The organism is Mesorhizobium sp. WSM4821 (genome assembly GCF_055901555.1).
The window spans coordinates 3,476,101-3,494,247 of sequence record NZ_CM148371.1 but is presented as its reverse complement, the minus strand read 5'-3'; the positions used below and the strand labels follow the sequence as shown (position 1 = coordinate 3,494,247).

Genomic DNA, 18,147 nt, shown 5'->3' with positions numbered 1-18,147 from the left:
AGACGTTTCGCGTTGCCGAAAAGATTCTCGCATGCGGCGAATCTTTTTGGCTGCCCACATCGTCTTTCACCTGTGGGCCGCGCAATCATCAAGGAGAGGAGATCAGACCAATGCATATCCAGTTTGCCGAGCTGCCGGTGTTCGACCAGGACCGCGCCAAGGCGTTCTACACCAGGCATCTCGCCTGCAGGGTCGCGGCCGACCAGCCAATGGGCGATGACGGCTGGCGCTGGATCGAGCTGACATTTCCCGGCGCTGTCACCAACCTGCATTTCGTGAGGCGCGCCGACGACACGCCAGGCGCGGAGCCGGTGTTGGTGCTGGTCGACGAGCATGTCGAGGCTACGATCGCTGCTTTGAAGGCGGGCGGCGTCGAGATCATCACCGAACCGCAGGAGGCGCCCTGGCAGCCGGGCCGCACAGTGGCCGAATTTCGCGATAGCGAAGGCAACCGCATGGTGGTCGCCAGCCAATGAGCGGGGCCGGTCGCTGAGCGGGCCGGCAATTGTCGTTCTCTTGCGAGCGCAAGCAGATCATGCTGGAGAAGAACAGCATCTCGCCCGGCCTGGTCGGTAAATATGTCGAGACTTACGAGTTCGCCGACCGCGGGCCGCCGCAACGGTGTACAGCCGCCATGAACCGGCTGAATCTGGACGACCAACCTGCGACCCTGATTGAGGCTGGCCTATGGCTGCTCGCGAGCGGCCGTTTCGCGCACTTCCCCGTCTATGACTCGCCTAGTCTTCCACCGCGGTGTCCCATCATCATCCTGGACGCGTACATTGTGGGCGTGCGCTTGCCGGGCAGATTTGCATCGAGTACGAGCTGTTCGATGAATCCTTGGCTCATCTCGAATTCGACGCACTCGTCCAGCTTGTCGACGATCCAGAGCTTGTATCTGGTCACCGGGTTTGGGGGCCGGTCATTTTTCTTGTCGTATCCGCAATCGTCCCGCGGGATGTCCTCTGGAAAGGTCGGCAACAGCATGATTTTTGGTTTGGGCAGGTCATAGCAATGACCCTCGTATGAGTAGCCCACGATAATTCCGCAAGAAAGTAACCTTTGCTGCTTAGCTGCCTCATCTAAAGTGATAATTGTCGACAATACAATGCTTCCAAAATTCCTCATGTCTAAAGATATTTGAAATGAAAAACCTGCTGGATACGGAAACGGCGGAAATGGCGATTTTGAATTTTGTTTAAAAAATTCTAATTCAGCATCGCTATCATTCTCTATTCTGCCAATTATTTCTTTTATCTGGGCATTTATTTTTTTGTCATCGGAAGGTTTTCCCGTAGAAATATTCGTTGAAAAATTGACGGGGTTATTTTCCATTACCATAGATTTTCCAGGGAATATCAAACCTCCACTTCCGGGTAGACCATAGAGCCTTACTTGGCTCGCGTTGTAGACCCCTGCAGGAAAAGTGAGTGTGGGTCGGTGAAAATCGTCGCTCATGTTGCTTCTCCTCCGTTGTAATCACCAGTTCATAAAATTTCCCGCCACCTGAAGTTCTCTTCGAAGCTTGCAGCTACTGCCGGGCGGATGCGGTCGGACAGTTCGACGATGGTGGTAGCCGCGCCTGCGAATGTGAGATTGTCGGCATCGAGGCGCGGCCATGCGAGCGCGAGCGCGAGCGCGACCTCGTCGCGCGCCTTGACCAACTCGCTCTTGAAAAGGAACGGACGGGCCCGGAAGGCATCGCCTGTCAAGTTGGAGATATGCGTCATCTCTGCCTGGCCGACCTCCCGGATGTCTACTCCAAGCAGCCGCTCGTCGGCCAAGCCCTGCCGCACCAGGCCGGCGTGATAAAGGTCGACCAACGTATCGAATACCGCGCCCGTGAACGGGCGTGACCTGTCATGTATCTCCTCGCTCACCTCCCGCATTTTTCGGGAGTTGCTGGCGAGGCGGATCTGGCGATCGCCGGTCAATTCGGCGATGCGGTTGAGCTCGTTGAGGACAAGCAGGTTGGCTTGGCTGTGCCTCAGCAATCGATCCATCCCGCTGTCGAAATGCAGGAACGACAGCAGCGAAATCAGATCGGCGTTCGCTTCGTGGAACGGTCCGAAATCGCCGTCTCCCAGGCCTGCCGTCGGCACTCCGAACAGAGAAAAGAGTATGGCGTGACCCACTTCATGCGCGATCACGTCGAAGTTGAGGGCGTAGGGATGGCCGCGCCCGTCGGCGCCACGCTCCCGGCCTAGTTCCAGATAGCCAAATCCGGATTGCGCATTCTCCCAGTCGACCCAGGGAATGATTTCGAGCCGCTCGTATGTTTCGGCGAAAAACCACACAATCGGCTTGCCCAAATAGCTTTCCCAGATGTCGAGCACCCGGCTCACAGCCGCAAATGAATGTGCTGCCAGGAACTGACGCGACTCATGAGAGAGCTCGTCGAAATGACCATCAAAACCGGGTTCGGCCGGTGGAAAGATCGCGCCAACGAAGGGCGGCAGGTAGGGATACTCGTATGGCTGCTTGTCCAGCACCGGGTCACGCACGTACATGCGGTGATCCTCTGGGCCTGGATGGATCCGTCCGGGCGACGTTGAAATCCAGACCGTCTCGGGTTTTTCATATCCGGAAAGATGAGGCGCTTGGGGATAAAGAAGGAAACGGGTTCCGGCCGACAGGGTTGCCCCACCGGCGACATCGAGCGCGTTCGACTGCTCGGCCCCTCCCACTGCGGCCCCTCCCATAGTCTAGGACACTACCATGAAGCTTACCCCTCGTAAATTGCGCCAAGTATCGCCGGCGACTCTAACGTCAGACTGCTAAGCCGGCGTCTTCCAAATCTTTGACGAAGGCGATCGTCATTTTGAAATCCTTCAATTCCTTTGGCACCAAGACATTGTCGCGCAGGAGTTGCAAAGCCAAAACTGCGTCGCGCTTTTTTTGCTGCACGAAAGCTCCGGCGAGGATTTGCAGGCAGGCCTCGATCTCATCGTCATCGGACGCCGCCAATGCATCGCGCACCATTCGCGACAGCGTACGCTCGCGAAAATTGAGGTTTCGGGCCGCATTGTCGAGCTTTCCTGACAGGTCGGCGGACATCAGTTTCCGCCGCCAAGCGGCTCGGATGGTCATTCGCAGATCAACCAAAGCGTGCGTCAGCGGCGAAAAATTCACCTCCTTCGGGCCATGCAGCACTGCCACCGCGTCATCCGGCGCGAAAGCAAAGCGGCGGTACCATCGATAGACTAGGCCGACGCCATGCATGTATGGATGGAGTTCGGCGGCACGCAAAGCACCCATGCTTGCGGCCCCGATCACCGGGATGGCCTGGGCGATCGCCCACAGGATCTCCTTGTGCCTCACTGCCGGCTCGGACTGGAAAGCGCCGTCGATGATGAGAATGGCAGCCGGGTCGTAACACCGCACCGCAGCTATGATCGACCCTTGCGCGGCCGGAGGAAGGCAGATCACGCCAGCCACCTGCTGTGCCTCTCGATGCGATAGCGTAGGGCCGGTGAAAACGAGCTTGGGCCGCATCCGGTCACTCCACCAGCGGATACAATTGGGGGATGACTAACCTGACGGCCGACAGCCGGTTCCAAGGGCTCGTGTCGAGGCGGATCATGTGCACGGCGTGGATTCCGCTTTCCTCGAGCTTGGCGAGTAGGCTGCACAGCAGGGTCTGGCCCCCCGTTGCCCGATGGACGGGCAGGCTGGCGAAATTCACATCTCTCGGCCCGTTGATAATCAGCCGCCGGTGCGCTGCGATAAGCTGCCAGTCCGGGTATGCCGGGTAGTTCGCCCGGGTCATGTCATCCCGTGCGCCCGAGATCGCCGCAAGCCGCGCCTGCGCCGCCTCATGTATGGCTTGGACAGCGGCAGCCGCCGGGTCAAACGCGGCGGCCGAGCCGTCGGCTGGCAGATGAAGAAGTGCCGTCTCGCGGGGATTGCTCTCCATCACATGGCACCAGATCACGGGTAGGCCGACGGGGGACGGAGCGAGCCAAAGACCGGCGATCAGGCCTTTTCCTGCAAGTTCATCCAATAAAGCCAGGACCGTTGCTTCTTCGATGGTCGCTGGATCGATACGCTGACGTTGCAAAAAACCATGTGTAGTGTGCGCGCGCGCGATCGCATCCCGTTCGATGCACTCCAATATCCCGTGCGTGATGGCGTCTGTCTCGTCGAGGGCGGCCGCCAGCCCGGTTGTCGTTGCCGCGAAAATTCCGTCGCATGGGCTGGACGGCACGAGATAGGCGGTGTGCACCAACTCCAGCGGAACGAAGTCTCGGTCGCCCAGAAGGTTCTCCGCCAAGACCCAAGCCGTTTCTCTTTCGCGCCAATCGGCAGGTGCAGACCCTCGCAGGTAAGTTTCAAATCGCGCGGGGGGGATATCGAGCGATCTGGCCGAACCGCGAACGGCATCAAAGTATTCGATGCGCTCGGCAAAAAAACTTTCAGCGGATTCCAAAATGGCAGAAATCGCAGCGCGAGCCAGGCTGGTGCCTTTTCCCTGCGCAACCGCGTTCGAAAACGAGAATGGCCTCGTCGCCTGCACGACCGGGATGCCGACGTGATCCAGGCCGGTAATATCCGCAATGCGCGTGATGCCCAATGCTTTTCGAATCGACATCAGATACATCAGCGCCTTGTCTGGTGGAGGACCAAGGCGCCCATATTGTTCCACTGTCGGTTAGCTCCGCAGTGCCGGCTCGGGGTTCACGATCAGCGGTTCGCCAGGCTCGATCGACATCTTTGCTGCTTCGACGCGGTCGCTGAAACGCCGGAGCAGGTCGGTCGAGATATTCGACGAGCTGAGTGTCTCGTAGGCTCCGATCAGGATAGGCACTGCGTTCTGCTCGGCCGCAATGGTGAGGCTCCTCTCAAAGGCAGTTGCTGCCTGGCCAGCTTCCGCCTTGTTGAGGACAAGAAGTTGGGCAGTTCGCCGGTGAAGTTCTGCCAACCAGTAGCGACTGCCGCCTGCCTCGGCCTGCGCCACCGCCGAGTTAAGCAGCGCGAGCGCCTGGTCGATCTCACCCGAGCGCACGAGAAGTTCCGCCAGCATGCCGCAGTAGACGGGCTCATCCTCGGGCGTCTGCACTTTTCCATGCAAGCCGAGGCCCTCACGCATCTTGTCTTTACCTAGTTCAAGATGGCCAGCGTTGCCTTCACACCAGCCCTCGAAGATTTGCGCTGAGACGGCAAGCGAAGGCAGGAGGTGAAGCGCGATCAGCTGTCGCAGATCCGCAATTACGCTGCGCAGTGCGACGAAATCGCGGCGATAGCAACTGAGCATAGCGTCATTGATGCACGCATGCGTTATGCTGCTGACGTGACCGGTCTGCTGCGCCCAGCGCCGGGCCTCGGCCATAGAGCGGAGAGCGCCCGTTGCACGTCCCGAGAACCAGAGCGACAATGCACGATGCGCCAGACCGCAAACACGCGCGTCATGCCCCCCGAAACGCGTGGCATTCTCGCGCCCCTGACCCTCATCATAGAATGGCAATCCGGCGTCAATCGCCGCCATGCATCCGTTGTGGTCGCCTCGATTGAAATCGACGGCCCACAAGCAGTGCTGAGCTTGCAGCCGGATTTCGGGGTCGTTAACCTCCTTTAGGTCGTTGACGACGGCCTGTGCTCGCTCGCCATCGACGACCGAGCCAGTGAACCACCAACCCCAATAGATCGGGAACCACTTGGCGCGCTCGGCAATTGGCCGCCGCCGAGCCAGCCTTACGCCCTCATCATAGAGCTTGCGGGCGTGCTCCGAATTTGGCCCCTCGGAAGCTGTCAGTATCGGCCCGAGTGCGACCATCGCCGAAAGCCGCAATGTATCTTGTTTGCCCAGGTCGGGAACCTGCTCGCAAAGTGCAATCGCGTGTTCGAGCAACTGTCTTGCCTCGATCATGGCCGACCGAGATGAGCTTTCCATGCCGGCATTGACAAACTCGCCGATCGCTTCCTCCAGTAGGCCTGCTCGCAAGGCATGTTCGGCAAGTGCCGCTGTCGACAGCCAGCCAGCAAGGTTGCGGTTACCGCTCGCCGCCGCGTAGAGACGTCGATGCAGGGCCTGCCGCCGCTTCCGCAGCGTTCCATTATAAATCGTCTCTTGGATAAGTGCGTGCCGGAACGCGTACAGCGAAAGGCCCGCATGCCTCGCGCGGACCACAAAGCCCGCATCAGCTAAGACATCGAGCGCGCCGGCGAGTGTTTCCTGATTCAATTCAGGTAAAAGTATCGACAGTAGGTCGAGGCTGAACCGATTGCCGGCGACCGCTGCCGATATCGCGACATCGCGGGCGGGACCAAGCGGCTGCAACCGAGCGTCGAGCACCGTCTCCAGCACCGACGCGCGGCCGTGCGCAGCGCCTTGCGGCAGTTTCTCAGTGCCGCTGGCGGCATTTTCTGCCAACCATTGGCAAACCTCCTCGATGAACAGTGGCACACCGCCGGTGACGCGCTCGATGATTTCAATCAACTCGGGCGCAGCAGATCCCTTGCCTGGGGGCCACATCGTTGCGATTGCGCGCAGGGTATCGGCATGCTCCAGTGGTGCAAGGAAGACCTGTTTGCAATGTCCGTTCAGCCAGCTGCTGAATCCAGGCCTTGTCGTCACGATCAGGAGCACGGGATAGTTGGGAACCATCCTTGCAAGCTCGTTGAGCAACTCCTTCGACGTCAGGTCGATCCAGTGAATATCTTCCACGATCAGCACCACCGGGCCATGAGCACACGTTGCTTGCAGAGCCCGGCGTACTGCCCAGACGGCCCTTTCTCGGATCGCTTCCGGACCCATCTTCCGTAGCTCGGAACTTCCTTCCGCACCGAGCAGCAAGGAAAAGATGTCGACTACCTCGGCGTCGTGAACATCGTGCGCAGCGAACTCCTGGGCTACAAACGTCGAAGTCAGCGGATGCTCGCCGTCATCGAAATTGCCCAGCATGGCCTGCCGCAGCGGATACAACGTCGAGCGCGAGTCGCCTGGCGTGCACTGGAAGAAGAGCAATTTATCTCGCTGGACCCGCGTTCGCCGACGTATTTCGTGCAGGACGCGCGATTTCCCAATGCCGGCTTCGCCTTCGATCAGGATAGCCTGACCCCGTCCCAAAATAGCCTCGCTCCAGCATTGAAGAATCAGCTCAACCTCGTTTGTGCGGTCGACCAAGGGGCTGGCCAGGCGTCCAAACGCAAAAAAGCGGTCTACCGCCAACTTGTGGTTTAGCGCCTGCCAGACTTGTTCGGGTTGCGCGAACCCTTTGATCATGTGGGCGCCGCAGAAGCTGAACACGTGTGAACGCCGCGTCAAACTACGCGTCTCGTTACAGACGAAGACCGTGTCTGGTCTGGCGATTGTCTGCAGCCTAGGTGCCAGGGCAAGCGCTGGCCCGGCGACGGTGTCCTGCGCCTCGGGGGAGTCGCCCTTCGTGATAAGCGCCATCGAAGTCGCGACCCCGACCCTCACGTGCAGGTCGTCCCTCCCCTTATCCGCCGCGAGGCGCCGGCACGCCTTGACGATATGCAGGCCGGCACGAATTGCCAGCGACGCCGCATCCTTGGCACCCAAATCGACCGGGAATACAGCGACCCCTCCGTCACCAACCTCGACCTTCACTGTCCCCGAGCAGGACGTGATCGCTTCACCGGCGGCCCGCTGAAACGCCGTGATTAGGTCGTCGAATTCCTCGATGTCGAGTAGTCCGAGCAGGTCGGTCGAGCCGACGAGATCATAGCATAGGACGGTCAGTATCCGCCGTTCGTGACGGGCTTGGCCGGCGCTGTCGTCGATCAAGCCGCGGTCGGGGGCCACGCCGGAGCCGGTCCTCGGAACGTCGACTCGTCCACTGTCTGACATGACGCGATGCTCTCGCCGGGAGGAGCGGGAATACTAGCAAAAGTATGGCCGGGAACAAATGGGAACATTATAAAGAGCTAAAGAGCGGCAATCGTCGGAATGGGACACCGATCAGGCCGAGCAGCCCCCGGCTGATATCCTCCAGAAGCGGAGCACGGCCGACGCTGCCCAAGGCGATGGAGACCAGCGGCAGCGAGAAAACCACAATCAAAGCGGCAATCGTCACATGCGTGAAGGACAGCGCAATCGGTACGAGAAGGCCGCTCGGAACATTTGCATCCGAGCCCGCAAGATATGTCGCCAGCACGGCCTGGCTGTGGCCAGGCGTCAGCGCATGCGCAGCGCCGAAGACGACGCCTATGGGCAGGAAGCCCATGAACGCCAGCCAGTCGCCTGCCACTGAGAGCAGTTTGATCTGCTCGCCGACCGCCAGATAGATCGTTCGTTGGAACTCGACAAGAATTTGGAACATCAGCCAAGGGTAACAGAAACCAGCCGCTCTGGGCGACCGTTAGTGCCTGCGAACGTCGTGTTCGCCGTGCGCATGTCCATGGCGATGATCCGCATCCGCGCTCGCAAATCTGATATTGGCCGCCGCAAGCGCCGGCATGTGCTCGAAAAGCTCGGCTTCCAGCGCCGTGCTGATTTTTTTCGCTTCTGAGACCGGCAGGCTTTCCTCGACGGCGATGGCAATGTCGGCGTGCAGCCGGTGACCGATCCACCGCGCCTTGGCGTCGACAAGGCGCGCTCCCGGCACATGCGCGGCGGCATGGAGGATTTCGCCGATGACATCAGGCTCTATGCCGTCGAGCATGCGGATCAGCACCAAGCGCGCCGACTGCCAGACGATGCCGAAGATCGCCAGCGTGATGAGCAGGCCGACAATCGGGTCGGCCAGTGGAAAACCGAGCCAGACGCCGAGCGCCCCGATGACCACCGCAAGGCTGGTCAGGCCGTCGGTGCGGGCGTGGTAGCCGTCGGCAATGAGTGCGGCGCTGTTGATTTCCCGGCCGACGCGGATGCGGAACACCGCGACGGCCTCATTGCCGAGAAAGCCGATAATGCCTGCCGCCGCCAGCCAGCCGAGATGCATCACCAATCGAGGATTTATCAGACGCTCGATGGCCTCATAACCGGCGACGATGGCGCTGAACAGGATGATCACGACGATGACGATACCGGCCACGTCCTCGACCCGGCCAAGGCCGTAGGTGAACGTCGGCGACGGCTTGCGCCGGGCCAGTATGAAGGCGATCCACAGCGGAATGGCGGTGGTGGCGTCACCGATGTTGTGGATCGTGTCGGCCAGCAGCGCCACGCTGCTCGACAGCACCACCACGACCATCTGCATCGCTGCCGTGATGGCCAGGATGACGAACGACCATTTTATCGCCCAGATGCCCCGGTCGGTCGTCGCTATGGTCGCATCGATGACCCCGTGGATATGCGCATGCGCCCCGCTGCCGTGGTCGTGACCATGTACGGCGTGATCGCGCGCCCCGAACCCGAGCCAGTCGAGGATGCGCATGCCGAGACCGCTCACAGGTATTTCGCCAGTTGCTTGAGTTCCGCCAGCGAGTTGCCGCCGGTTTCCGCGGTGTCCGTCAGGCAATGCTCGATATGATCGTGGATCAGTTCGCGCTTTGCGCTGCTGATGGCGCTTTCCACGGCATGGAGTTGCTGCGCCAGATCAACGCAAGGACGATGCGCCTCGAACATGGACAGCACCGCCGCAAGATGGCCTTGCGCGCGCTTCAGACGCTTCACGATAGCGGGATGCGAATGGTGGATGCCTTCGACCATGCTTCTTTCGTATCCTCCCCCCGAGGATACGGTCAATCCTTTTGGATTCACTCGCCGTCGAAGCGTCCTGCGGCTCCAGGAAAACCGCCGGCCCGCCCAGCGATCTGCCACCCTCCCTAGGGATAGCTTGCTGGCCGCCGACCGCGTCGTATTATTTCGTGACCGTGTTGCGCTGGAACCTTCCTTCGCATCACGCGTTCGGGGCGCTGTATTCGCGATGCCTCATATTTAGGCAACATGGGAGACGGGCGAATACCGGTGGGAGCAAACAAGCATGGGTTGGGGAGGAGCATGTTATCATGTCGAACCGTGAAATTGGAACGTCCCATACGCTCAGCCTGCGTGTCGCTGATCTCAAGGCAAAGATGCGGAGCGCCCGGATTACCGAGCACGAGATGAAAACTTTTCAGAAGGTCGCCGCCATCATGGGAGGAAGTGAAGGCTCCCTTCGGCTGCATGCCGACGACCTGATTGCAGCGTCTTTCGTCGTCGAGGCGCTGGACGACCACGCGTCGAACTGAGTTGACGGTCGTAAACCCTGGCGATCAGCCAGGCACCGCGTCGAAGGCCAAGGCGGTGGCGCCCCCAAGACGGGCGACCATGTTCCTGACGCTGCAACTGCGCCTGGCGCGGTGTCCATCGCCATCAAGGTGCTCTACGATACTCCCTGCCTCTTACCCTCTATGGGGAGATTTGGAGATGCCGTCTCGGCTTTCGCTAATTTCCAACTTGTGAAGAAAAGCGCAGCGGCTCCGGTGAGTCTTGGAGGGGAGATGTCCGGCAGGACATAGGGGGCGCTTCCCAGGGCGCTTCCCCGCAACGTCGGCAATAAAATCCTCTTTTGTCTCAACACGATACACGCCGGAGTGAATCTGTTCGAGAGGCATTCCATTGCGCCATCGCAACGGCGGCAAAGCGGCAGGCCCTCGGTTCCCCCAGCCGGCCCGGGCGCAGTCATTGCTGCGTCGGGTTGCCGTTTGTCCGAAAGCACAGCCCCTACCGGCCAGCGCGCCGTGGCCGGTGTTGCGTGCATGCCGATCAAGCCCATGCCGCCATATACAGCAGAGTTCGGATACCCGTATACGGGAAACAGATATCCGCTCGGGCGGCATTCTGTTAGGCAAGGTGCACTTGAGAGGAGAATCGATTGCGCGGACTTGGCGACGGGTTGATGCAGAGACCGCAGACGGTGGCGGAGCAGGTTGCGAATGTGCTACGCGAATCGATCGCCGACGGCAGCCTGGCGGCGGGCACGCCGCTGCGCCAGGACGACCTTGCCGAGCGCTTCGGCTTCAGCCGCATGCCGGTCCGCGATGCGCTTCGCCAGCTCGAGGCCGAAGGCATCGTTTCGATCCATCCGACCAAGGGCGCGCATGTCGCCAGGATGGACGTCACCGAGATCAGGGAGATCTTCGCGGTCCGCGCATTGCTCGAAAGCGAAGCGCTGCGGCTCTCGGTTCCGAATCTCGCCAAGGAGAAGCTCGACGAGGCCGGCCACCTGCTCAAGCAGATCGACGCCGATCCGAATGTCGGCCGCTGGGGAACACTGAACCGCGTCTTTCATCTGGCCCTCTACAGCGCCTGCGGCAACGCCCGATTGATCGGCCTGATCGAAGCCCACCACAATGCGGCAGACCGCTACGTTCGCGTCCTTCTGCCCAACCTCAATTATCGCAGCCGCTCGCAGTCGGAACACTGGGACATATTGACGACCTGTCGCCACCGCGATGCCAAGGCGGCCGTTCGCCTCCTGAAAAAACATCTCGGCGAAGGCGTGAAAACGCTCGTCGAGGCTGGAGATGGGTTAGCGAGAGAGTCCTGACCGAAAGGATCACGCAAGACGGTGACGTCACCACCGGGCTTGGCCGGTAACGCGTGTCCTCCAGCAGTGCCCCGGCATCAATCTTCCCGGGTGCTGTCGAAAATCGGCCTGTGCTCGCGCAAGGAGGCGGCCTCGATTTCGAAAAGCAGCTGTCATCCTTTCACTGGTGTCTCTGGTAATGGGGTTTCCTGCGTTTGCTCCTCGTCCCAGCCGGCACGTTTGAGGCCTGTCCGAATCCGTTCCCGATTTTCGAGGCGCTGCAGGCGAAGGTCTCCAATGATCGCCTGGACAGTTAAGCCAGGTTCGAGTTGCCGGCCCTCCCGGGCGCAAGAGCGCGCCTTGTCGAGGTCGCCGTCGAGGCCGTAACATGCCGCCAGCCGGGCCAATTGCCAGGCACTCTTGCGTGGCAGGCAGGAGAACGAAACAGCGGCTTCTCGATACCGACCAACGTGAAGCAGGGCTTCGCCCCTGTCGTAATAGTACCAGGGTGGGTGCATCGGATTGAGATTGACGGCCTGATCGAGGAGCGCCAGGCCCGTCTCGGCATTTCCGAGCAGCGTGTGGAAAAAGCCGGTCTGTGCCAGTGTATCGGCATCGTAGGGGTTGAGTTCCAGCGCCCGGGCCAAATGCAGCGCTGCGGCCTCGAAATCGTGCCGGTAGAGCAGGATCAATGCCAGGATCCGGTGGCATCGCGCCTCGTCGGGACTGAGGGCCATGGCGTGCAAGGCCCGGTCGCGCGCCTGATCGAGCACGGACCGCGGCGCGCTGGTATACCCACCGATGATCGTGTCCGCCAGAGCGAGGTAGGCGTGGGCGAGGCCCGACTCCGGATCGAGTTCCAGCGCCTTCAGCAGATGCGCGCGCGCTTGCTGGTTCACCCCCTCGCCATAACTGCGCAGCAACGCAATGCCGCGCAAAATATGGACATACGCCTCGACATTGGCGGCGGCGGCTGGAGATACACGCCGCATCGCAGCACTCTCGATGTTGGCGACCAGCGCCGTCGCGATCCGTTGCGCCACCGTTCTTTGAAAAGCGAAAATCTCACTGGTTTTGAATGAAAACGTCTGCGCCCAGATGCGTCGGCCGGACGCTGTTTCGGACAGCACGACGCGCACGTCATAGCCATCGTCGGCGCTTTTGACAGCGCCTTCCGCAACATAGTCGGCGCCGAGACGCTCGGCGGTCAACCAGATGTCCTGGTCGGAGTATTGCGCAAGCGCGAAGGCCGAATGGCGCGCCAGCACCGCGATGGTCTTGAAGTAGGAAAGCGCGTTGATGATCTCCTCGACCGCGCCATCGAAGAGCGGCTTTGCCGTCGTATCGTCGACGTCGACGCGAAACGGCAGGACCGCGACCATCGGTTCGGGCGTTCGGCCGGCTGCAACCGCAGCGGCGGCAGGCGGCAGCGAAGCGGACAGGCTGTCTTCGCCAGTTTGGAACATGTAGCCGCGCCGAGGCACGGTGCGGACCAGGGACTGGGTTTCGTCGCCGATGCATTTGCGCACATCGCGGATGCACTGGGTCAGCGAGTCCTCGGTGACAATGATGCCGGGCCACACCGCTTCGAACAGTTCGTCCTTGCTCAGCACGCGGCCCGGGTTGCGCGCCAGGAAGGCAAGCAGGTCGAAAGTCTTTGGCCTGACCGGCACGATCTCGCCGTCGCGCCGCAACGTGCCGCGCTCGAGATCGAGAACCGTGCTGCCGATCTGTTGTACCAAGCCACTGCACCATCGCTGCGCCTGATCGCACAGCAATCATCGGAGCCGCAGAAGCCGGTAAAGGTCAAGTCCGAAAAATGCCGGGCTGAATGAGGCTGGTCCGAAACAGCCTGGTAACGCGCTGCCAGAGATCTGGCCGTGCCTCGCCAGGGATCATTATCGTGCCGCCGGCCGTCAGAGCGTCGAGATAGTGCAGCATCTGCACAGTTTCGCCGCCACAAAATTCAACGCTGCCCGTCGACAGGAGCCGATGCACCGCTTCCTGTGCGGTGATCGACGGGAGGGATAGTCCTTCAACCTTCGCATGCATAATCGATCTCCACGGTTGGCGCCGGCAAGGGCGTGCCGGATTGCAATGATCCGAGATAGGCGGCGACCTTGCCCTGCAGCCGCCATAGCGTCGCGTCCCGGATGTTTCGGGCTTCGAGCTGGACGACGGTGCGGCGCAGATAGTCGGCGCAGCTGCCGATGTGGCCGGCGGCGAGCGACAGGATTTCCACGGTGGTCTGCTCGGGCAAGTTCGCCGCATAGGCGGGGCCGCTCCGGTTGGCGACGAAGGCGATGGCCCGCAAATTCCCACCTGCGCCTCGAACGGAGACCCAGCGGGGAATGTTGGTCGGCGGGTTGGCGCTCATCTCCCGGCGCAGCAACCGGTCGATTGTCGCGTCGATGTCACGATCGGGGAGACGGTAGACGACGCCGCGACAGCTGCCGCCACGGTCGAGCGCAAGCATCAGGCCCGGCCGCTCACGCGTGCCCCGCCAGCGGGTCAGCCATAGCGAAAATCGCCGATGCCAGCCATGTACGGTCGCCGGCCGCTCCTCGACGAATTCGAAACATGGGTTCCACAGCAGCGAGCCATAGGCGAACACCCAGACGTCGCGTGGGCGTGCGGCAAGCAGTTGCTTGCGAATGGCGGCATAGTCGCGATCCTCCAGGCTGCGCAGTCCCGACGCCGGGCCCGCGTCTTCGATGCTGTGATCGATTCTGGCAAGGAGGTCTTCTGTCAGGGCGATTGTCATGGCCGCTCATCGGGTTTGTCTCCCGAGAGCATCGCCGCGGCATGGCCTCCGCGTCCTGAACGAACGCTGATATTGTGCTGAAATCGAATGAGCATCAGCCGTCGAAAAACAGCAGGCCGCCTCGCTCCACCAGCGGCGACATTCTGTTCCCTGTCCCGTGGACAGAACCGGCAGCCGGTTATACTGGGATGCCCCGGACACAGGAGCCCACACGTAAGACCCATGTCGCCACGACCCGGAATCGGCCGGCCACGCCCCGCCGCTGGAGCCAATCCCCCAGGCGTCAGCCTCTGCCGTGCGCTGTCGAAACTCGGCCTGTGCTCGCGCAAGCAGGCGGAGGTTCTGGTCGCCGAAGGGCGCGTCCGGGTCGCGGGCAAGGTCGTGCGCAACGGCTCGATGCGGGTCGATCCCGGCCGCGACCGCATCGAGGTCGACGGCAGCCGCGTCGTTGCCGAGCGCAAGATCTACCTGATGATCAACAAGCCGCGCGGCCTGGTGACCACCCGCGACGACCCGCAGGACCGCGGCACCGTCTATGACTGCCTGGCAGAACTCGCCCTGCCCTTCGTGTCGCCGGTCGGCCGTCTCGACAAGGCCAGCGAGGGCCTTCTCCTGATGACCAACGACACGCGCTTCGCGCAGCGCCTGCTCGATCCCGCTTCGCATGTCGCCAAGGTCTATCATGTGCGGATCAGCGGCCTGCCCGACGAGGCCATGCTGGCCCGGTTGCGCGCTGGCGCGACCGTCGATGGTGAGTTTTTGACGGCGCGGTCGATCGAAATCCTGCGCAGCGGCACCAGCACCGCCTGGCTGGAAATCACCCTCGACGAAGGCCGCAACCGCCATATCCGCCGGCTGCTCGGCGCGCATGATATCGAGGTGCTGCGCCTTGTGCGGGTGGCGATCGGCCCACTGCGCCTCGGTGACCTTGCCAAAGGCAAGGCACGCCATCTCACCGCCGAAGAGCTGGCGCTGTTTGCGGCCTGAGCGGGAACACATCGCTCTTCCTTCTCCCCTCCTTTTGGGAGAAGGAAAAGGGCAGCCCTGCCGTCCGGCCTACTCGGCCGGGACCGGGCTGAGGCCGGGATCGCCCATCGAGCGCGGCCTGGTCTCCATGCGTGCCGAGGCGCGGGCGAGCACGCTCTGCCGGTTGACCGATTTGCGCTCGGCGTCGATGCGCTGGATCAGGATTTCCGCGCGCTCGATCGACCCGAGCAGGGCCAGGATCGTGCCGCGTTCGGCGGCGCCCGCATTCGGTCCCAGCGCCAGCGTGCGGGCGCGCAATTCCTCGACCTCCGGGAGATTGACATGACCGGCCGGCATCTGCGGGTCGGAAATGCCGTAGGTCGGCAGGATCTCCCGCAGCGAGACGTCGAGCTTGCTCAACGCGACGTCGACGATGGCCTGCGCCGGGCTGCTGAACTTCTCACGCCGCACGCGGCGCGCCACCTGATGCATCGATTCCGTCAGGGCGGCCGTGAAGTCCGCCTCTTCGATCAGGCTGGCGATCAGATCGAGCTGGTCGTAGGGCAGATCCTCCTTCATGAGATCGGCGGTGTAGGCACGGATATCACGGCTGAGGATGTCGGTTGCGAGATAGTGCTCGCCCGGATCCGACGGCGCCTTCTTGGACGAGCGTGCGATGTCGAGGAACATGGCGCCGGCCTGGAGGTGCCGGGCCGTCTCCTGCTGAACGGCGGGAACGGCCTTGGCAAAATCGCCGGCCAGCTTGCGGTCGAGGAACCTCGGCGTCGAGAAATCCTCGGCGTCCTCGTCGTCCGTGTGCCCGACACGCGACAGGACCCGCTCGAACATCCCGGTGAACGGGAACAGCAACAACGTGTTGAAGACATTGAAGAAGGTCGAGTAGACGCCGACAGCGACCGGCACCAGGGGGAAGGTTTCCTTGCCGTCGACGATCACCGGAACGGCGGGATCGCCGCCGAAGAATTGCATGACCCATGCGAGGATCTCGATGGAGACGAAGAACAGCGGAATAGTGATGCACACGCCGATGATGTTGAACGAGATGTGCGCGTACGCGGTCCGCTTGGCGTTCTTCGAAAGGTTGAGCGAAGCCATCCACGAGGTGATCGTGGTGCCGAGATCGGCGCCGAGCGAGAAGGCGACCGCCGTTGTCCAGTCGAGAATGCCGGCGGCGCCAAGGCCCATCACGATGCCGATCGTCGCCGAGGACGAATGGATCATGGCGGTCACGCCGGCGGCGATGAACACGCATTTGAGAAGGTTGAGGTAGGAGTCGGCCGTCAGCGTCTGCAGCAGGGCCATGACTTCGGGCAGGTTGCGAAGCGGACGCAGGCCGCCGGTCATCAGGTTGAGGCCATAGAAGATCAGCGCGAAGCCCATGCAGGCGAGCGCTGTGTTCTTGATCTTTTCGCTTTTGGCGAAGCAGTAGACCAGCGAGAACACGCCGGCCAGGATCAACCCGAGCGGACCGAGCGGCAGGGCGATGAGCCCGTTGCCCAGCGTCGTGCCGATATTGGCGCCCATGATCACGCTGATCGCCGGTCTCAAGGCGATGACGCCGGCATTGACCAGGCCGACGACCATGACGCTCATCGCGGTCGACGACTGGATGACGCCCGTGATCAGCGTTCCCGCCAGCACGCCCTTGATCGGCGTTCCCGCGGCTTTGGCGAGAAAGGCGCGCATCCGGTTGACCGAAAGCGCCTGGATGCCATTTGCCATGAAATCCAGGCCGAGCATGAAGATGCCCAACCCGCCGATCACCGGCACGAAGATGTCCTTGAAGATATCTATATCCATGTCACGCAGTCCCCAACAAGCCGCCACCGCGGCGGGTTCAATTGTCGCGCGAGGCGGCCCGGCCCTTCACCCGGCTCAGTTTCCGACGGGCGCTTGCCTTGCCCAGTACTGTTCGATCTGGTCGACGAGCGCCTTTGGCAGCGGCACATAGCCGAGCGCCGCGGCCTCGCCCGCGCCCTGTGCGAAGGCGAGCCGGAAAAGGTCGTGCACGCGGCGATAGCGATGTTCCGAGCGTCCCGAGACCTGAACGACCGCGAACACCGCCGTGCTGATCGGATAGGCGGCATCGCCGTCCCGGTCGGTCAGCGAAGCGAAGAAATCGGTCGTTCGCGCCCAGTCGATGGAGGTCGCGGCAGCCTGAGCGCCCTCCGGCCCCGGGTTGACGAAGGTGCCGGATTTGTTCTGGATCAGCGCGTAGGAGAGGTTTGCGCGCTGGGCCTGGCCGGACTCGGCATAGGCGATCGCGCCTTTCGTGTCGTGCACGGCGCGGATGAGGTTCTGCGTGCCTTCCGCGTCAGTGCCGAGCGGCCACGAGATCAGCGTATTGGCGCCGTATTTCGCCTTCCACTCCTCGCTGGTCGCCGACAGATACTCGGTAAAGACAAAGGTCGAGCCGGAACCATCCTTGCGGTGAAGAATGCTGATCCTGAGATCGGGCAGCGTCAAATCCGGATTCACCGCCTTGATCGCGGGATCGGACCATGACTGGATCTTGCCCAGGTAGATGTCGGCCAGAAGCGGCCCGGTCAGGCGAAGGCTGCCTGGGCCAATGCCGTCGAGATTGACGACGACGGCGATGGCTCCCATCACGATCGGAAACTGCTGGCGGCCGGCCTTCCTGAGGTCGTCGGCGTTGATCGGCGCATCCGTCGCGGCAAAATCCATGTCCGGCTGATCGAGACGCAGGACGCCCGCGAGCGAGCCGACGATTTCATAGTCCACCTTCCAGTCGGGCGAGACATAGTCGCCGCCATCGGCGCGCGCGTTCTCGTAGGCCGCTGCCCATTTGCCGATGATCGGTGCGGCCAGTGTCGATCCGGCGCCGCGAATGGGCTCAGCCTGTGCAGCGGCCTCGATCGCCACGGCAACGGCAAGCGTGAAGGCGCCGCTCGTTATCTTCGCCCATTTACCCCGCAGTGAAGCAAAGCCGGCTGCAAGTATCATGACGGTCCCCCACTATAC

The 18,147-nt window shown here is 61.8% G+C and carries 17 protein-coding genes; 4 read left to right on the top strand and 13 right to left on the bottom strand.

Going from position 1 to position 18,147, the window contains the following annotated elements; genetic code table 11:
* Positions 1–110 precede the first annotated feature (110 nt).
* Positions 111–476 carry a VOC family protein gene (locus tag AC0NID_RS16820; protein WP_473453521.1) on the top strand — a complete coding sequence of 122 codons (366 nt, stop codon included), beginning with the start codon at positions 111–113 and terminating at the stop codon, positions 474–476.
* A 250-nt stretch (positions 477–726) separates the two neighbouring features.
* Here AC0NID_RS16820 and AC0NID_RS16815 read toward each other — a convergent pair whose 3' ends face one another.
* The 8 genes from AC0NID_RS16815 to AC0NID_RS16780 all read right to left on the bottom strand — a co-directional run bounded on the left by AC0NID_RS16815 (position 727) and on the right by AC0NID_RS16780 (position 9,613).
* Complete coding sequence (locus tag AC0NID_RS16815; protein WP_473453523.1) at positions 727–1,458, bottom strand: hypothetical protein; 732 nt, start codon at positions 1,456–1,458, stop codon at positions 727–729.
* A gap of 29 nt (positions 1,459–1,487) precedes the next feature.
* Positions 1,488–2,702, bottom strand: a complete 1,215-nt coding sequence (locus AC0NID_RS16810) for a gluzincin family metallopeptidase (RefSeq protein WP_473453525.1) — start codon at positions 2,700–2,702, stop codon at positions 1,488–1,490.
* A gap of 67 nt (positions 2,703–2,769) precedes the next feature.
* Positions 2,770–3,495, bottom strand: coding sequence for a TfuA-like protein (locus AC0NID_RS16805; RefSeq protein WP_473453527.1), 726 nt, complete (start codon positions 3,493–3,495; stop codon positions 2,770–2,772).
* A gap of 4 nt (positions 3,496–3,499) precedes the next feature.
* Entirely contained in the window at positions 3,500–4,600 is a 1,101-nt protein-coding gene (locus tag AC0NID_RS16800; RefSeq protein ID WP_473453529.1) for a YcaO-like family protein, read from the bottom strand.
* 51 nt (positions 4,601–4,651) lie between these two features.
* Complete coding sequence (locus AC0NID_RS16795; protein ID WP_473453530.1) at positions 4,652–7,747, bottom strand: ATP-binding protein; 3,096 nt, start codon at positions 7,745–7,747, stop codon at positions 4,652–4,654.
* 130 nt (positions 7,748–7,877) lie between these two features.
* Positions 7,878–8,282, bottom strand: a complete 405-nt coding sequence (locus tag AC0NID_RS16790; protein ID WP_473453532.1) for a hypothetical protein — start codon at positions 8,280–8,282, stop codon at positions 7,878–7,880.
* A 39-nt stretch (positions 8,283–8,321) separates the two neighbouring features.
* Positions 8,322–9,353 (bottom strand): cation diffusion facilitator family transporter, encoded by a 1,032-nt coding sequence (locus AC0NID_RS16785; RefSeq protein ID WP_473453534.1) that lies wholly within the window; start codon positions 9,351–9,353, stop codon positions 8,322–8,324.
* On the bottom strand, positions 9,350–9,613 hold the full coding sequence (locus AC0NID_RS16780) for a metal-sensing transcriptional repressor (protein WP_473453536.1): 264 nt from the start codon (positions 9,611–9,613) through the stop codon (positions 9,350–9,352). Before AC0NID_RS16780 ends, AC0NID_RS16785 begins: the two co-directional genes overlap by 4 nt.
* Before the next feature lie 299 nt (positions 9,614–9,912).
* Here AC0NID_RS16780 and AC0NID_RS16775 point away from each other — a divergent pair, with 299 nt between their 5' ends.
* Positions 9,913–10,134 carry a hypothetical protein gene (locus AC0NID_RS16775; protein WP_473453538.1) on the top strand — a complete coding sequence of 74 codons (222 nt, stop codon included), beginning with the start codon at positions 9,913–9,915 and terminating at the stop codon, positions 10,132–10,134.
* A gap of 626 nt (positions 10,135–10,760) precedes the next feature.
* Positions 10,761–11,435: a GntR family transcriptional regulator gene (locus tag AC0NID_RS16770; RefSeq protein ID WP_473453540.1), complete on the top strand. Its 675-nt coding sequence runs from the start codon at positions 10,761–10,763 to the stop codon at positions 11,433–11,435.
* A 152-nt stretch (positions 11,436–11,587) separates the two neighbouring features.
* Here AC0NID_RS16770 and AC0NID_RS16765 read toward each other — a convergent pair whose 3' ends face one another.
* From AC0NID_RS16765 to AC0NID_RS16755, 3 genes are all read right to left on the bottom strand, one after another.
* Positions 11,588–13,156: a winged helix-turn-helix domain-containing tetratricopeptide repeat protein gene (locus tag AC0NID_RS16765; protein WP_473453542.1), complete on the bottom strand. Its 1,569-nt coding sequence runs from the start codon at positions 13,154–13,156 to the stop codon at positions 11,588–11,590.
* A gap of 64 nt (positions 13,157–13,220) precedes the next feature.
* Entirely contained in the window at positions 13,221–13,466 is a 246-nt protein-coding gene (locus tag AC0NID_RS16760) for a hypothetical protein (protein WP_473453544.1), read from the bottom strand.
* Positions 13,450–14,178 carry a gamma-glutamylcyclotransferase gene (locus AC0NID_RS16755; RefSeq protein WP_473453546.1) on the bottom strand — a complete coding sequence of 243 codons (729 nt, stop codon included), beginning with the start codon at positions 14,176–14,178 and terminating at the stop codon, positions 13,450–13,452. The genes AC0NID_RS16760 and AC0NID_RS16755 overlap by 17 nt, the downstream gene beginning before the upstream one ends.
* Before the next feature lie 222 nt (positions 14,179–14,400).
* Between AC0NID_RS16755 and AC0NID_RS16750 the strand changes: the two genes are divergently transcribed.
* The gene (locus tag AC0NID_RS16750) at positions 14,401–15,165 is read left to right on the top strand and encodes a pseudouridine synthase (RefSeq protein ID WP_473453548.1); all 765 of its coding nucleotides are present in this window, start codon (positions 14,401–14,403) and stop codon (positions 15,163–15,165) included.
* A gap of 69 nt (positions 15,166–15,234) precedes the next feature.
* Here the strand turns inward: AC0NID_RS16750 and AC0NID_RS16745 are convergent, their stop codons facing one another.
* Both AC0NID_RS16745 and pstS read right to left on the bottom strand, forming a co-directional pair.
* Complete coding sequence (locus AC0NID_RS16745) at positions 15,235–16,965, bottom strand: Na/Pi cotransporter family protein (RefSeq protein ID WP_473453550.1); 1,731 nt, start codon at positions 16,963–16,965, stop codon at positions 15,235–15,237.
* A 75-nt stretch (positions 16,966–17,040) separates the two neighbouring features.
* Positions 17,041–18,129, bottom strand: a complete 1,089-nt coding sequence (gene pstS / locus AC0NID_RS16740; protein ID WP_473453552.1) for a phosphate ABC transporter substrate-binding protein PstS — start codon at positions 18,127–18,129, stop codon at positions 17,041–17,043.
* Between the last annotated feature and the right edge of the window lie 18 nt (positions 18,130–18,147).